The organism is Micromonospora sp. SCSIO 07396 (assembly GCF_053667945.1).
Window position 1 is genome coordinate 5318530 of sequence record NZ_CM132210.1, and the last position, 16110, is coordinate 5334639.

Below are 16110 nucleotides of genomic sequence, written 5' to 3' on the forward strand. Positions count from 1 at the left end.
CAGGCTTTGACAGCGCTGGGGAGGGTTGATCAAGAGGTATGCGTCAAGGATGGCGGGTGGGGTGACGCGAAGCTCTTGATCACGGGGTGGGGGCAGGCTGCGGTGCGGTGATCAAGAGGTTTGCGTCAGGAATTGGCAGTGGGGTGACGCGAAGCTCTTGATCACCGAGGCGGCCGGGGGTCGGGCGGGGCCGGTGGGGACGGGAGACAGGGTGGGGTTACGGGGTGGGGCGGGTCTGGGCGAAGGCGGCGAAGGCGGTCAGCGACTCCGGGTTGGCCAGGGCACCCTTCGCGGCGGCCGACTCCACCGGGGTGCCGGTGAGGATCTTCTTGACCGGCACCTCCAGCTTCTTGGACGACAGGGTGCGCGGTACCGCCCTGACCTGGTGGATCTCGTCGGGAATGTGCCGGGGCGACAGGGCCGTACGCAGCTCGCGGGCGATCTTGCGGCGGAGCGTGTCGTCGAGTTCCAGGCCCTCGGCGAGCACCACGAACAGCAGCAGCTCCCCCGCACCGCCCTCGTCGTCCTCCAGGTGCACCACGACCGAGTCGACCACCTCGTCGAGGCCCTCCACCACCGAGTAGAACTCGGCCGTGCCGAGCCGTACGCCGCCCCGGTTGAGGGTGGCGTCGGAGCGGCCGGTGATCACGCAGCCGCCCCGCTCGTTGATGGTGATCCAGTCACCGTGCCGCCACACCCCGGGATAGACGTCGAAGTACGCCTCGGCGTAACGGCTGCCGTCCGGGTCGTTCCAGAACCCCACAGGCATGCTCGGCATCGGCGCGGTGATCACCAACTCGCCCAGTTCGCCGAGGACCGGGGTGCCGTCGGACGAGCGGGCCTCCACCTTCGCACCGAGCGCCCGGCAGGTGATCTCACCGGCGTACACCGGCAGCAGCGGCACCCCGCCGACGAAGCCCGTGCAGACGTCCGTCCCACCGGACAGCGACTGGAGCTGGAGGTCGGTGCCGACCGTGTCGTACACCCAGGTGAAGCCCTCGGCGGGCAGCGGCGCGCCGGTGGAGCCGACCCCGCGCAGCGCGGACAGGTCGGCGACGTCCTTCGGCACCAGGCCGGACTTGCGGCAGGCCAGCAGGAACGGCGCGGACGTCCCGAAGTACGTGGTGCCGGTCTCCTCGGCCAGCCGCCACAGCGCACCCAGGTCGGGGTGGCCGGGGTTGCCGTCGAACAGCACGATCGTCGCCCCGACGGCCGGCCCGGAGACCAGGAAGTTCCACATCATCCAGCCGGTGGTGGTGAACCAGAAGAACCGGTCGGCCGGGCCGAGATCATGGTGCAGGGCCAGCATCTTGAGGTGTTCCAACAGGATGCCGCCGTGGCCGTGCACGATCGGCTTCGGCAGGCCGGTGGTGCCCGAGGAGTAGAGCACGTAGAGCGGGTGGTCGAACGGGACCGGAGTGAAGGTCAACCCCTCGGTCGTCTCCGCCGCCAGCTCGGCCCAGCTCAGGCTGCTCTGCGGTACGCCGCCCGGGGCGACCGGCTGCCCGTCGGCTGGTCCGCCGGGCAGCACGGCTGCCGGGGCAGCACCGTCGGGGGCGGTGGGAGCAGGGCCGGCGGAACCTACCGGGGCGGAACCGTCGGGGCCGACCGGGGCCGAGCCGCCGGGGCCGACCGGGGCGGAACCGCCGGAGGCGGTCGGGGCGGAACCGCCGGAGGCGGTCGGGTGCAGGTAGGCAATGGTGACGGTGTGGGTCAGCGACGGCAGGGCAGCCCGGATGGCGGCCACCTCGGCCCGCCGGTCGACCGGCTTGTCGCCGTACCGGTAGCCGTCCACGGCCACCAGGACCTTCGGGGCGATCTGCTGCCAGCGGTCGACGACACTGCGGGTGCCGAACTCCGGGGCGCAGGACGAGAAGATCGCCCCCAGGCTGCTGGTCGCCAGCAGAAGCACGTACGTCTCGGGGACGTTCGGCGCGTACGCCGCCACCCGGTCCCCGGCCACGACGCCGAGCCGACGCAGCCCGGCCGCCACCCGACGGACCTGCTCGCGCAGTTCGGCAACGGTCAGGGTGACCGGCGGACGGGTCTGGGAGTGGGCGACCACCACCGGGTCGTCATCGGCGCGGCCGGGCATCCGCAGCACGTTCTCGGCGTAGTTGAGCGTCGCGCCGGGGAACCATCTGGCACCGGGCATGGTCGCGTCGCCCAGTGTCGCCGTCGGCGGGGTGTGCGACACCACCTCGAAGTGGTCCCAGATCGAGCGCCAGAAGGCATCCAGGTCGGTGACCGACCACTGCCACAGCGCGTCGTAGTCGGCGAAGTCCAGCCCCCGGTGCTCCCGTAGCCACCGCAGGTAGCCACCGATCCGGGACCGTTCGCGTACGTCCGCCGGCGGCGTCCACAGCACGTCACCCACCGCTCCACCCTCCCTGAGGCCCCACACGGCACTGTGCCCGGCCATGCCGCCATCTTGCCTACCTCGCAGCACCATCATCCACACCGGGGCCCGACACGGAAACGTGCCCCGCGCACACAATCCGTCCCCACCTGCACACACAGCCCCCTCCCGGACTCGGGCCGGACTCGGGCCGGACTCGGGCCGGACTCGGGCCGGACTCGGCCCGGACTCGGCTGGGGCCGGGGCTGGGCTCGGTGATCAAGAGATTCGAGTCAGCCTTCAGCCCAAAGTTGACGCAAACCTCTTGATCAACAGCCCCCGCCCCGGCGATCAAGAGGTTTGCGTCAGTCTCCGGGCTGAGATTGACGCAAACCTCTTGATCACCGGGCGGGGGCAGGGGCGGGCGGGCGGCGAGGCGGGGGGAAGCAGGGCGGGGGGCGGGGAGGAGAGCGGGGCAGAGCGAGAGGGCCGGTGACTGGACGGGAGCGGGGGGGTCAGGAGGCGCGGTGGGCTTGGATGGCGCGGCGTTTGGCGAGGCGGTGGGCGCGGCGGATTTCGGCCTCCTTGTAACGGCGCTCGTCCTCGGCGGTCTCCGGGAGCACCGGGCGGACCATCCGGGGCGCGCCGCCCACGTCCACGCCGACGAACACGAGGTACGCGGTGGCCACCCGGACCGGTTCGTCCTCGGCCGAGTCCCACCGCTCGGCGATCACCTTCACGCCCACCTCCATCGAGGTGTTGCCGGTCCAGTTGACCTGGGCGTGGGCGTGCACCAGGTCACCTACCCGGACGGGCTCGGAGAAGACGATCTCGTCGATGGAGGCGGTCACCGCCGTACCGCCGCTGTGCCGGGCCGCCGCCGCGCCGGCCACGTCGTCAACGAACTTCATCAACACCCCACCGTGCACGGTTCCGTACAGATTGACATCGACAGCGGTCATGATGCGACTCAGCGTGACCCGGGAGTACGACGTCGGCTTGCCGGCAGGGGTGGTGGGGTGCTCGGTCATGGCAGAAACGGTACGGTGCGCCAATGCGACATCTCTGGAGCTTCCTCGCCGGGTTGGTGGTGGCGCCCGTCACGTGGGTGTTGATCACTCTCGGGCAGGACGGGTCGGGCCGGACCGTGGACCGCTGGGTGGAGATCGGCACGTACAACACGGCCAACCTGATCGAGCCGGCCGTCTACCTCGGCGTCGCCGGCATCCTGCTGGGCCTGGTCGGCACGCTGCGCACCTCGCCGGTCGGCCCGCTCGTCGCCGGGCTGCTGCTGGTCACCCCGTACGTCGGGATGTTCATCGCTCCGTTCACCGTGCTCGACCGGATTCCCGACGACTGGAAGGTGCTCGGCGATCCGCTGCCGCTGCGCCAGCCGGTGCAGGACGGCACTCTGTTCCTGGTCGGTCTGCTGCTGCTGGTGGCCGTGTTCAGCGCCCAGCGGTGGCGGCGCTGGCCGCAGCCGGCGACCGGTCTGGAACCGGCCCCGGCGGACGACGACACTCCGCCACCGCCCAGCTTCGCCACGAGCGACTGGCCGCCACCCCCACCGGCCCGCAGCGAGCCGGACACCGCCCCGCTGACCCTGGGCTACCCCGATCTGGACACCCCCACCGAGCCGCTGCCCCGACGGACCAGCAGCGAGTCGCCGTGGTCCGCGCCGCCGCGCTACGGCGCGAAGCCGGAGAACAGCACCGACAACCGTTGACGCCGCCGGGTGGGCCGGCACGACCGGCCCACCCGCACCCGGCCCTTCCACAACCGGGCCACGGTCAGGCCGGTTCTGGCTCAGTCGGACGGCGACCAGGGATCGACGGGCAACTCGTAGACGAGTCGGTAGCGGTCACCAGGAAACACGATGTCGGCGGTTTCCACTGCGGCCTGCCCGGCGAAGTAGGTGCGCTCGACTTCGATCACCCACCTGCCGCCGCGCCGGTCGAGTTCGAGGGCGGCAGCTTCCTCGGGCATCGCCTGCCTGGTCGCCACCTCTTCCACGAACCGGTCGATCGTCACGCCGATGGAATCCATCCGGGCGACCACGCCGATGATCGGACCTCGCTCGGGGTACTCGATCGGCGTACCGCCGGTGAGGGCCAGCGGCTCGTACGAGTCGGCAAGTTGTATCGGGACTCCGTCGGCCAGGTAGCGGTACCTGGTGTGCATGACGGTGTCGCCGGGCTGAATGCCGAGCCGTTCGGCGATGCGGGGCGTCGCGGGAATCTTCCCGCTCTCGGAATCCCAGCTCGGTTGCTTGCCTGCGGCTTCGCTGTCCCGGGCGAACGGTGACGTGCTGCCGATACGGTTGCGCAGGTCCCGGGAGTGGGCGCGACGCACGAGCGGTGTGCGGTTGCGGACGTAGTTGCCCGATCCCCGTCGGCCTTCGATGAGCCCTTCGCTGCGGAGCATGGTGAGGGCGTGCTTGATGACGGTGCTGGAGAAGCCCCAGCGCTGCTGGAGTTCCCTCTCGGTGGGCAGCTTGTCCCCAGAGGACAGTTCACCGCCAAGGATCCGCTGTCGCAGGTCATCAACGACGCGCTGATAGTTGGGCGGCTCCCTGCCGGTCATGGATGACCCCTCCACGTGGACGCACCTGCTCACGGTCAAGTCGACCACGTCTCCGCAGGCGCAGCAAACAATGTCGAAGGTTCATGATCCGAAAGTTAGAACAATTAGATCCTTTACTGACTCAAAGTTAGTGCGCTAACTTCGGTTCTGTGCGGAAACGCTCACTCAGGGCTATCTGCGCAGCTCGCAGCCCCACTTGCCCGAAGGTAAGAGTGATCATGAAATCTGAAGTGGTATCGATAGTGTTCGGTGGCCTGGTGCCGGGTTTCCTGGTCGGGTTGCTGGCGTTCCGGGTCAAGTCGAGGTGGTGTCCGCGCTGCGGCGAGTCCACCACCACGGCCGTATCCCCGCCGGTGGAGCGGGACCGGTGACCCGGCCGACCCGGCCCGACGTCGACGAGCTGCCGATCGGCCGGCGGGTGGCCCGCTGGCGGGTACGCCGCCGGATGACCCAACAGATGCTCGCCGACCGGCTCGGCAAGTCGAAGAGCTGGGTGGACAAGGTCGAACGCGGCGTACGCAGCCTGGACCGGTACTCGACCGTCCAGGAGATCGCCGAGGTGCTGCGCCTCGACCCGGCCGTCCTGCTCGACCCCCGCCGGCCGCTACCGGCCGTGACCGCCGACCTCGACGGTGTCGACGCGGTCCGCGCCGCCCTGGCCCGCTACCACCAGCGGCCGGCCCGAACGGTGTCGCCCGCCGAGGTGCAACGGCACATCGCGCACGCCTGGCTCAGCTACCAGCACGCCCACTACACGCAACTGCTCCGGGCCCTGCCCAGCCTGCTCGACGCCGCCCATGCCAGCCCGGGACCGCTGGTGTCCGCGTACCGGATCACCGCCTCGGTGCTGGTCAAGCTCGGCGAGGCCGACCTCGGTTGGCTCGCCGCCGACCGGGCCGTCGCCGCCGCCGTGGGCGACCCGGTCCGTGCCGGCACCGCCACCATCGCGGTCGCCCAGGCGCTGCGCGCGCTCGGCCGCGACCGGCTCGCCCTCACCGCCGCCGTCGCCGCCATCGGCACCGCCGCCGACGACGCGGTACGGGGGACGCTCTTCCTCCAGGCCGCGCTGGCCGCCGCCGGCTGCGGTGACGGCCGCCGCGCCGACGACCTGATCGGCCACGCCAGCGTCCTCGCCGACAGGTGTACGAGCGACGACGATCCGCACCACACCGCGTTCGGCCCCGTCGCCGTGCTGCTGGCCCGGTTCCTGACCGCCCTGCGCCTCGGCGACCCGGCCGAGGCGGTCTACCACCACGAGAAGGCGCTCGGGCGCGAGGACTGGCGTCGGCTCCCCGTCGAGTATCGGGCGGCGCACCTCGTCGACGCCGCCCGCGCCTACCTCGACGCCGGTGACCTCGCCGCCGCCGGTCGTACGCTGGTCGAGGCCGACACCGTCGCGCCCGCCGAGGTCCGCTACCGCCCCGCCGCGCGTACCCTCGTCGCCGAGATCGCCCGCAGCGGCCCGCCGGCCGCCGACGTAGCCCGCCTCGCCACCACCGTCGGCCTCACCCGCTGACCGTCAGGGCGGTCAGTCCTTGAGGAGTTGGCGGGCCATGACGATCCGCTGCACCTGGTTGGTGCCCTCGTAGATCTGGGTGATCTTGGCGTCGCGCATCATCCGCTCGACCGGGTAGTCGCGGGTGTAGCCGTACCCACCGAGCAACTGCACCGCGTCGGTGGTGATCTCCATCGCCGCGTCCGAGGCGAAACACTTCGCGGCCGCCCCGAAATAGGTCAGGTCCGCGTCGCCACGCTCGGACTTCCCGGCCGCCGTGTAGGTCAGCTGCCGTGCCGCCTCCAGCTTCATGCCCATGTCGGCGAGCATGAACTGGATGCCTTGGAACTCGGCGACCGGTTTGCCGAACTGTTTGCGTTCGCGGATGTAGCCCTTGGCGTAGTCCAGGGCGCCCTGGGCGATGCCGACGGCTTGGGCGGCGATGGTGACCCGGGTGTGGTCGAGGGTGCGCATGGCGGTGGTGAAGCCGGTGCCGGGGTCGCCGATGATGCGGTCGGCGGGGATGCGGACGTTGTCGAGGTAGACCTCGCGGGTGGGGGAGCCTTTGATGCCGAGTTTCTTCTCGGGTGCGCCGAAGCTGACGCCGGGGTCGGACTTCTCGACGACGAACGCGGAGATGCCGCGGGAGCGGGCCGCCGGGTCGGTGACGGCGAACACGGTGTAGAACTCGGAGACGCCGGCGTTGGTGATCCATCGTTTGACGCCGTTGAGGATCCAGTGGTCGCCGTCGCGGACCGCTTTGGTGGTCATCGATGCCGCGTCGCTGCCGGCCTCGGGCTCCGACAGGCAGTACGAGAACATCGCCTCACCCGCCGCCACCGGCGTCAGATAACGCCGCTTCAACTCCTCCGACCCCGCCAGCAGCAGCGGCATCGTGCCCAGCTTGTTCACCGCCGGGATCAACGACGACGAGGCGCAGGCACGGGCCACCTCCTCGATGACGATCGCGGTGGCCAGGGCGTCCGCACCGGCCCCGCCGTACTCGACGGGGATGTGCGGGGCGTGGAAGTCGGCGGCGCGCAGCGCGTCGTACGACGACGTGGGGAACTCCCCCGTCTCGTCGGCCTCGGCGGCGTACGGGGCCACCTTGGCGGCACAGACCTCGCGGACCGCCTCGCGGACCGCCTCGTGCTCCTCGGGCAACCGGTAGACGTCGAACGTCTGTTCTGCGGCCATGTCGGCCCTCCCCTTTCACCGCTATCATGCGCAGTCTGTGTGCCGTCTCCAGGCCGCCGACTGCCGCAGACTGAAGGATAGCCATCGTGGTTCCCCACCACGTTACCGGCCGGTAGGATCGTGCCGGGCAGGCGTCGACAGCGCACAACTACGCTGACCGAACGACAGGTTTTCCATCGGTGCCCGGCCAGGCGCCGCAGCCGATTGCGACGCAGTGAAGCGCCGCCAGTGCGAGCGGAGAAGACAGGCGTGACGATCCCGTACCCGAACATCCAGCCGGCGCCGACCATCTCCCCGGTGACGCCCCCCTCGGGTGCGCCGCGTCCCCGGGTGACCTTCCTGGGCACCGGCTACCTCGGCGCGACGTACGCCATCTGCTACGCCGAGTTGGGCTACGAGGTGCTCGGCTTCGACGTCGACACCGACAAGATCGCCAAGCTGAACGCGGGCGAGGTGCCGATCCACGAGCCGGGCCTCGACGAGCTGCTGCGGCGCAACCTGGCCGCCGGTCGGCTGCGGTTCTCGACCGACATCGCCGAGACCGCCGAGTTCGGCGACGTGCACTTCATCTGCGTGGGCACCCCGCAGCGGGCCGACGGCATGGGCGCCGACCTGTCGTACGTCGAAGCCTCGGTGACCGCCCTGGCCCAGCGGCTGACCCGCAAGGCGCTGATCGTCGGCAAGTCCACCGTGCCGGTCGGCACCGCCGAGTGGGTGGAGCAGCTCGTCGGCAAGCACACCCCGGACGACCTGGGCGTCGAGGTGGCCTGGAGCCCCGAGTTCCTCCAGGAGGGCTTCGCCGTCGACGACGTGCTGCGCCCCAACCGGATCGTGGTCGGCGTCAAGACCGAGTGGGCCAACGCCATGCTCTACGCCGCCCACAAGGGCGTCTTCGACCTGGCCGCCACCGAGGACCGGGAGGTCCCGCTGGTGGTCACCGACTTCGCCACCGCCGAACTGGTCAAGGTCGCCGCGAACGCCTTCCTGGCCACCAAGATCTCCTTCATCAACGCGATGGCCGAGGTCTGCGAGGCCAGCGGCGGCGACGTCACCCAGCTCGCCCGCGCCATCGGCTACGACCCCCGGATCGGCAACCGGTTCCTCCAGGCCGGACTCGGCTTCGGCGGCGCGTGCCTGCCCAAGGACATCCGCGCTTTCCAGGCCCGCGCCCAGGAGCTGGGCGCGGGTGAGGCGCTGCGCTTCCTGCACGAGGTCGACCTGATCAACCTGCGTCGCCGTACCCGGGTGCTCCAGCTCGCCGCCGACCTGCTCGGCCGCCGCTCCGGTCCGGCCGGCCCGGACTTCTCCGGCACCCGGATCGCGGTGCTCGGCGCGACCTTCAAACCCAACACCGACGACGTCCGCGACGCCCCGGCCCTCGCCGTCGCCGCGCTGCTCGCCAAGGCCGGCGCCGACGTGCACGTGTACGACCCCCAGGGCACCGGGAACGCCCGCCGGGTCACCCCCGAGCTGGTCTACGAGTCCAGCATGAACGACGCCGTCTCCGGGGCCGACCTGGTCTGCGTACTCACCGAGTGGGCCGACTTCCGCAACGCCGACCCGGTCGCCCTCGGCGAGCTGGCCGCCGGGCGCAAGGTCGTCGACGGCCGCAACTGCCTCGACGCGGCACTGTGGACACAGGCCGGCTGGGAGTACCGGGGTATGGGCCGCCCCTGACGACACCGCGACGCGCCGGCGCGGGAGGTGATCCTCCCCGCGCCGGCGCTTTTTTGTACCCCTAACGGAGCGGCAGGTGTCGAAATCCACGCCCGCTCAGGGCATGCTGCGTGGGGGCGGCGTCCACAGTGCGTCCGGCCGGGTGGAGGGATGTCGTGGAGAGCTTCCAGTGCTCCTCGTGCGGGCGGCAGATCAAGCCGGCGGCCCGCTGCCCCAACTGCGGGGCCGAGCAACCGCAGTGGCGCGAACACCTCGCCGAGATCGAACGTTCCATCGCCGAGATGAAGGCCCGCGACGCCGAGATCGCCCGGGAGCAGCGGCAGATCGCCGCCAAGATGCAGGCCGCCCTCTTCCAGCGGGACATCCTCGCCCACGCCGGTGAGGAACGCATCAAGCAGGCCACCCGGCCGCGCCGGGTGCTACGCCGCAAGGCGGACCGGCGGCCACCCACCGCCGCCACCGGTGCGCCGCCCCGGGTGCCCCGGCAGGGTGCCCCCGCCGGGCCGGACGGCCCCGACGAGCCACCGCTCCCACCGCCGTACCGGACCGCCACCTGGCTGGGCGCGGACAACCCGGAACACCCGGCCGAGGCGTCCTCCCGGGAGGTGCAGAACATCCCGCTCGGGCTGGGTGCGCTGGTGCTGGCCGTCGCCGCGGTGGTCTTCGCCGCCGTCGCGACCAGCTCGATGGACGCCCTCGCCCGGCTCGGCATCCTGCTGGTCGCCACCGTCCTGCTGCTGCTCGCCCCGCCGGTGCTGGCCCGCCGGGGGCTGACCTCCACCGCCGAGACGATCTCGACGGTCGGCCTGCTGCTGGTGCCGCTGGCCGGGTACGCGCTGTGGGCGGTGGACCGGATCGGCGCGTCCGGGGCCGTCTTCTCCGGCGTGATCTTCGCGCTGACCACGGGCGTCGCCCTCGCCTACGCGGTGGGCACCGGCCTGCGGGCACCCCGGTTCGCGGCGGTGCTGGCCGCCCAACCCGTGGTGCCGTTGCTCGTCTACGGGTGGATCAGCGGCCCGACCGGCTGGGCGGTGGTGCTCACCGTGGTGGCCGTGCTCGACCTCGCGCTGGTCCGCTCCGGCATCATGCGGGAACGGCAGGCTCCGCCGGAGTCCACCGCCGACCGGCCCTCGGGGCCGCCCCGGCAGCGGGTCGCCCCGGACGGACGGCCGGAGGGGGCACCCGAGGAGTCGGGCGAGGTGCTCGACGGCACGGCGGCCACCCCGGGCGGTGCCCCCCGGCCGGTGCCGTGGCTGCCCCAGATGACCTGGCTGCTGCACGGGGTGGCGGTGGCCCTCGCCCTGGCGTACGCGGTCACCGCGCTGCTGCGGGCGCAGACCGTACCGGCGGCCACCGCTGCCGGCGCGGCGCTGCTGCTGGCCGCGGCGGTGGGTCTGGCCGGCACCCTGCTGCTGCGCCGACCGCCGTTGCCCGACCTGGGTGCCGGCATCCTCACCCTGGCGGTGATCGGCGCGCTGGGCCGGATCGCCTCGGTGGCCTTCCCGGGCCGGGCGCTGCTGCTGATCGCCGCGGTGATCACGCTGACCGGGCTGGCCGTACGGGCCGTACCGGAAGCCGCCCGGCGGGGGCCGCAGCTCGCCTCCGCCGCGGCGCTGACCGTCAGCGGCCTGGTGGTGGCCGGCGGCGCGCTGCGGGCCGGGCTGGCACCGGTCGAGGCGGCGCTGCCCGCCTGGCGGGCCGACCTGGCCGCGTTCCCCGGCGAGGTGGCCGCGGCGGCCGGCCCGGCCGCCGGGCAGCTCGCCGCCAGCGCCCTGCTGCTCACCATCGCGGCGGTGCTCGCCCTGCCGCCGGAGATCCGCCGCGAGTTCGCGGTGGTCGGCGCGGGGTTGACCGCGCTGGCGGTGCCCGCCTCGCTGAGCCTGGGCTGGGCGGCGGCACCCTGGCCGATGGTGCTGGCGGCGGTCGCGATCGGCGTCGCCGGGCTCTGGGCGGCCACCACCCGGGCGGCCGTGGTGCACGCCGGGGCCGCCACCGTGGTCGGGTTCCTCGGGGCCGGTGCCGCGCTGAGCCGGCCGGCGCTGACCGCCGCCGCCCTGGCGGTGCTGATGCTGGCGGGCGTACTGGTGGCGCTCGCGCCGAGGGTACGGATCGCCCCGGCCGCCGCCGACGTCCTCTCCGGCTGGGCGGCCGGCGGCGCGGCGTTCGCGCTGCCCGGCGCGGTCGCCGCGTTCGTCGCGGCCACCGAGCCGTCCGGGCCGGTGCTCACCCCGGCGGTGCTGCGGGAGTTGACGGTGCCGATCCTGGCGGCGGGATTCCTCGCCGTCTGCGTCACCCTCGGCTACGCGGCGGTGATGCAGGTGTCGCAGCGGCACCTGAGCCTGCCGCACGCCGTCGGCACCGGACTGGGCGCGCTGGCGGTGATCGGGGCCGCCTTCTTCGCCCCGGGCCGCACGGCCGCCGACGCCTGGCTCGGCGGGCTGGTCCTGATCGCCACCCTGCTACTGCTCTTCGCCGGCCGGATCGACGCACGCCGCCCTTCGGACCTGGCGTTCGACGGCGCCGACCTGGCCGCCGCCGCCGTCACCACGGCGCTGATCGCCACCCTGGCCCGGATCACGGCGGTCATCTCGCCGGGCGGGCAGCTCGCGGTCGCCGCCGTGCTGGTGCTGGTGGTCGCCGTCGCCGCGCGGGCGATGCCCGAGGAGTGGCGGCGCGGGCCGGTGCTCGGCATCGCCGTCGGCGCTGCCCTGATCGGGGTGCTGGCCGGCTGGTCGGCGCTGCGCGGCGGGGTGGGCGTGCTGGCCACCCCGGGTCCGATCTGGGCCGGTGACCTCACCGGCTGGCCGGCCGCGCCGACCGGCGGTTCGACCTGGCAGGCCCCCGTCGCGCTGGCGCTGCTCGCGCTGGCCGCCGCGATCCTGCTCCCCACCCCCTGGAAGTACGACGTGGCCGGGGTCGGCGTGGTACTGGCCACCGTCGGTGTCCCGGCCGCCTTCGACCTGCCCTGGTGGTCCCCCGTACTGGTGGGGCTGGCCGTCGCCACCGTCTTCGGCACCGCCGCGGTGGCCTCCGCCGACCCGCGCGCCGGGTTGTCCCGGGCCACCGTGGCCGGGGTGGTCGCGCTGCACGCCGCCGGGGCCGGGCTGGTGCGCCCGTGGACCACCGCGCTCGCCTTGGGCGGCATCGCGCTGATCGGCCTGACCGTGGCGGCGATGGCCCGTTCCCTGGCCCCCTCGCTGGTCGAGGACGTCGAGACCGAGGGGATGCCGCCGCACCTGGTGCAGATCGGCGGCCTGGCGACCGCCGCCGCGCTGCTCGCGCTCCCCGGCGCGGTCGCCGCGCTGGCCGCCGAGTTCGGCCACGGTGCGCAGGTGGTGCTGACCGCCGCGCTGGCCGCGTCCAGCTTCGGGCTCGCCGCGGTGGCCGCCGTCCGCCGGCAGGTCCCGCAGTATCTGCCGTACGCGAGCGCGGCGGTCGCCGGCGGGGCGACCGTCAGTGCCGTCGCCGCCATCTTCGTCGACCTGCCGTCCGGGGTGTTCGCCGCCGCGGCGGCGTTGCTCGGGGTCCTCGCCGAACTGGTGCGGGCGTCGACCGTGCCACCGGTCGGGTCCGCCCAGCCGGTGCGGCGCTGGGCGGTCCTGCTGGACGGTGCGCTGCGCCGGCTGCCCGACGACGGTACGCAGCGACGCTGGCGGATCGACCCCGCCGCCGGGGCGCTGGCCGCCGCGGCCGTGCCCACCGTGCTGGCCCTGGTGTCCCTCGCGCCGCTGCTGGTCGTGGCGCTGGTCGAGCCGCACCGGATGCTCGCCCACGTCTGGCAGGGGCCACCGCCGCAGTTGCGGACCCCGCCACCGGAACTGGTGGACCCGACGCACGTGCTCACCGCTCTGCTGCTCACCGGCACCGCCGCGCTGGCCGCCACCGGTCTGGCCGGTGGCCGCCGGTCCCGGGCGGTGCCGGTGGTGCTGCCCGGTCTCGCGGTGACACTGCTGATCACCCCGATCGCGTTGGGCCTGGCCTGGCCACAGAACGCCCTGGCCGCGCTCGCCGTGTTCACCATCTCGATGCTGGGGCTCGCGTTGACCCCGCCGCCTCCGCTGGCGGAGCGGGCCCGGTCGCTGCGGCTGGCCCGGGTACTGGTCTTCGTCATCGGGCTGGCCGGTGGCGGCGCGGGGCTCGCCGGCAGCCTGGCCAGCCGGGGAATGACCCTGTTCACGCTGGGTGGCGCGGTCGGCGTCGGGGTGGTCGCCGCGCTCTTCGGCACCACCGGGCGGGCCCGCATCCTCGGCTGGCTGTTCGCCTCGTTGATGGCGCAGCTGTTCGTGCTCACCGCCGGTCTGGTGGCCGGCTTCCCCGCCGTCTGGTCGGCGTTCGGGGTGCTCGCGGTGGGCGCGGCGTTGCAGGTCTTCGCCGCCACGCTGCCCCGGCTGCGGCGACCCGAGGCACAACGGGAGGCCGCCACGGTCGAGTGGAGCGGGTACGCCGCCGCACTCATCGCCCTGGCGTTGGCGTTCGACTCGCCCCGGCACATCGCCGCCCTGCTCGCCGCCTGGGGAGCCGTGCTGGGCGTGGCCGCCGTCCGACCGGGGCGGCGACCGGTGGAGCGGCGGATCCTGTTCTGGGCGGTGGTCGCCTGCGAGATCGTCGCCTGGTGGATCATGATGCGGGTCGCCGACGTGGCGCTGCCCGAGGCGTACACGTTGCCGTTCGCGGCGCTCGCCCTGCTGGTCGGCATCCTCGAACTACGCGACCGCCCCGACCTGTCGAGCTGGGTGGCGTACGGCCCGGCGTTGATCGCGGCGTTCGTGCCGACGCTGGCGATCGTGCTCGCCACCGACTCCAGCATGATGCGCCAGGTGCTGCTGCTGCTCGGCGCGGTGGCGGTGCTGGTGTACGGCTCGACCAGCCGGCAGCAGGCCCCGGTCATCGTCGGCGCGGCGGTGACCGCGATCGCGGCGGTGCACGCCCTGTTCAGCCTCGGCCCGTGGCTGGTGCTCATCCCGGTCGGCCTGGTCCTGCTGGTGCTCGGGGCGAGCAACGAACGTCGTCGCCGCGCCCAGGACAGGCTGCAGACCGCCCTGCGCTCCATGAGGTGAATCGGAGGGTCACGGCGGGGTCGGACGTGGTCGGATACCGCAACATCGACCCCATTGCGCGGGCAGCCCGCCCGACGGGCGGCCCCGCCGCAAGGTCAGGTCAGGGAGGCGCGGAGGGCGGCGTCCTTCTCGGCCACCAGGTCCTCCAGGTCGGCCTGGAAGGCGGTCATCCGGGCGCGCAGGGCCGGGTCGGTCGCGGCCAGGATGCGGACCGCGAGCAGGCCGGCGTTGCGGGCGTTGCCGATCGACACGGTGGCCACCGGAATCCCCGCCGGCATCTGCACGATGGACAGCAGCGAGTCCATCCCGTCCAGGTGCTTCAGCGGCACCGGCACCCCGATCACCGGCAGCGGGGTGACCGAGGCGACCATGCCGGGCAGCGCGGCGGCCCCGCCCGCCCCGGCGATGATCACCTTGAGGCCCCGGTCGGCGGCGTCCCGGCCGTACTCGATCATCTTGACCGGGGTGCGGTGCGCGGAGATCACCGCCACCTCGTACGGGACGTCGAACTCGTCCAGGGTGGCGGCGGCGGCCTTCATCACCGGCCAGTCCGAGTCGCTGCCCATGATCAGCCCGACGGTGCTCACCCGTGCCCCTCCCGCAGCCAGCGGGCGGCCCGCGCCGCCCGCGCCCGTACGTCGTCCAGATCGTCGCCGAGCACCGTGACGTGCCCGATCTTGCGGCCGGGCCGGACCTGCTTGCCGTACAGGTGGACCCGGGCGCCCGGTTCGGCAGCGAAGAGGTGGTGCAGCCGCTCGTCGAGGGAGATCCCGCCCGGCTCACCGCCGAGCACGTTCGCCATCACCACCACCGGGGCGGCCAGCGAGGTGTCCCCCATCGGGTAGTCGAGCACCGCCCGTAGGTGCTGCTCGAACTGGGAGGTCCGGGCCCCCTCGATGGTCCAGTGCCCGGAGTTGTGCGGGCGCATCGCCAGCTCGTTGACGACCAGGCCGGCGTCGGTCTGGAACAGCTCCACCGCCAGCAGGCCGACCACGCCCAGCGCGGTGGCCAGGTCGATGGCGAGCTGCTGGGCGGCGACGGCCAGTTCCTCCGCCAGGCCGGGCGCGGGGGCGAGCACCTCGACGCAGATCCCGTCCCGCTGCACGGTCTCCACCACCGGATAGACGGCGACCTGCCCGAACGGCGAGCGGGCCACCTGCACGGCCAGTTCCCGGCGCAGCGGCACCCGTTCTTCGACGAGCAGCGAGGTGCCGCCGGCGAGCAGGGTCGCGGCCAGTTCGGCCGCCTGTTCGGCGTCGGCGACCAGCCACACGCCGCGCCCGTCGTAGCCGCCCCGGGCCGCCTTGAGCACCACCGGCCAGCCGTGCTCCGCGCCGAAGGCGAGCAGGTCCGCCGGGTCCTCCACCGGCCGCCACGCCGGGTTGGGGGCACCGAGCGCGCCGAGCCGTTCCCGCATCACCCGCTTGTCCTGGGCGTGCAGCAACGCGTCGGCGGGCGGGAACAGCTTCACCCCCTCGGCGGCGAGGGTGCGGATGTGCCCGGTCGGGACGTGCTCGTGGTCGAACGTGACCACGTCGCAGCCCTTGGCGAAGGTACGCAGCGCGGCGAGGTCGGTATGGTCGCCGTACTGCACGTCGGCGGCGACGAGCGCGGCACCGTCGTCGGGGGTGAGCGCCAGCACGCGCAGTGACTGGCCGAGGGCGATGGCGGCCTGGTGGGTCATCCGGGCCAGTTGGCCGCCACCCACCATGCCGACGACGGGCAGACCGGTACGGGAGTCCATAGCGCCGCCAGCCTAACCG

The 16110-nt window shown here is 73.1% G+C and carries 11 protein-coding genes and 1 pseudogene; 5 read left to right on the forward strand and 7 right to left on the reverse strand.

Going from position 1 to position 16110, the window contains the following annotated elements; genetic code table 11:
* Positions 1-217: 217 nt before the first annotated feature.
* From ACWCHM_RS22870 to ACWCHM_RS22880, 3 genes and pseudogenes are all read right to left on the reverse strand, one after another.
* On the reverse strand, positions 218-2095 hold the full coding sequence (locus ACWCHM_RS22870; RefSeq protein WP_454223151.1) for an acetoacetate--CoA ligase: 1878 nt from the start codon (positions 2093-2095) through the stop codon (positions 218-220).
* Positions 2096-2113: 18 nt separating this feature from the next.
* Positions 2114-2455 (reverse strand): annotated as a pseudogene (locus ACWCHM_RS22875) (acetyl-coenzyme A synthetase N-terminal domain-containing protein); the annotation flags it as partial.
* A 398-nt stretch (positions 2456-2853) separates the two neighbouring features.
* Complete coding sequence (locus ACWCHM_RS22880; RefSeq protein ID WP_204956513.1) at positions 2854-3369, reverse strand: acyl-CoA thioesterase; 516 nt, start codon at positions 3367-3369, stop codon at positions 2854-2856.
* Positions 3370-3392: 23 nt separating this feature from the next.
* On the opposite strand from ACWCHM_RS22880, the gene ACWCHM_RS22885 reads away from it, so the two are divergent.
* Entirely contained in the window at positions 3393-4064 is a 672-nt protein-coding gene (locus ACWCHM_RS22885) for a hypothetical protein (protein ID WP_204956512.1), read from the forward strand.
* A gap of 80 nt (positions 4065-4144) precedes the next feature.
* On the opposite strand, the gene ACWCHM_RS22890 is transcribed toward ACWCHM_RS22885, so the two are convergent.
* Positions 4145-4921 (reverse strand): GntR family transcriptional regulator, encoded by a 777-nt coding sequence (locus ACWCHM_RS22890; protein ID WP_454219746.1) that lies wholly within the window; start codon positions 4919-4921, stop codon positions 4145-4147.
* Positions 4922-5139: 218 nt separating this feature from the next.
* Here ACWCHM_RS22890 and ACWCHM_RS22895 point away from each other — a divergent pair, with 218 nt between their 5' ends.
* Both ACWCHM_RS22895 and ACWCHM_RS22900 read left to right on the forward strand, forming a co-directional pair.
* Positions 5140-5292, forward strand: coding sequence for a hypothetical protein (locus tag ACWCHM_RS22895; RefSeq protein WP_454219747.1), 153 nt, complete (start codon positions 5140-5142; stop codon positions 5290-5292).
* Positions 5289-6437 (forward strand): helix-turn-helix domain-containing protein, encoded by a 1149-nt coding sequence (locus ACWCHM_RS22900; RefSeq protein ID WP_454219748.1) that lies wholly within the window; start codon positions 5289-5291, stop codon positions 6435-6437. Before ACWCHM_RS22895 ends, ACWCHM_RS22900 begins: the two co-directional genes overlap by 4 nt.
* Before the next feature lie 12 nt (positions 6438-6449).
* Here ACWCHM_RS22900 and ACWCHM_RS22905 read toward each other — a convergent pair whose 3' ends face one another.
* Positions 6450-7613, reverse strand: coding sequence for an acyl-CoA dehydrogenase family protein (locus tag ACWCHM_RS22905; protein WP_454219749.1), 1164 nt, complete (start codon positions 7611-7613; stop codon positions 6450-6452).
* Positions 7614-7862: 249 nt separating this feature from the next.
* On the opposite strand from ACWCHM_RS22905, the gene ACWCHM_RS22910 reads away from it, so the two are divergent.
* On the forward strand, positions 7863-9290 hold the full coding sequence (locus ACWCHM_RS22910) for a UDP-glucose dehydrogenase family protein (RefSeq protein WP_454219750.1): 1428 nt from the start codon (positions 7863-7865) through the stop codon (positions 9288-9290).
* Positions 9291-9445: 155 nt separating this feature from the next.
* A complete protein-coding gene (locus ACWCHM_RS22915) occupies positions 9446-14347 on the forward strand; it encodes an SCO7613 C-terminal domain-containing membrane protein (RefSeq protein ID WP_454219752.1) in 4902 nt (1633 codons plus the stop codon).
* A gap of 95 nt (positions 14348-14442) precedes the next feature.
* On the opposite strand, the gene purE is transcribed toward ACWCHM_RS22915, so the two are convergent.
* Together purE and ACWCHM_RS22925 are read right to left on the reverse strand one after the other, a co-directional pair.
* On the reverse strand, positions 14443-14934 hold the full coding sequence (gene purE / locus ACWCHM_RS22920) for a 5-(carboxyamino)imidazole ribonucleotide mutase (protein WP_204956508.1): 492 nt from the start codon (positions 14932-14934) through the stop codon (positions 14443-14445).
* Positions 14931-16091 (reverse strand): 5-(carboxyamino)imidazole ribonucleotide synthase, encoded by a 1161-nt coding sequence (locus ACWCHM_RS22925; RefSeq protein ID WP_454219753.1) that lies wholly within the window; start codon positions 16089-16091, stop codon positions 14931-14933. Before ACWCHM_RS22925 ends, purE begins: the two co-directional genes overlap by 4 nt.
* Positions 16092-16110: the final 19 nt, after the last annotated feature.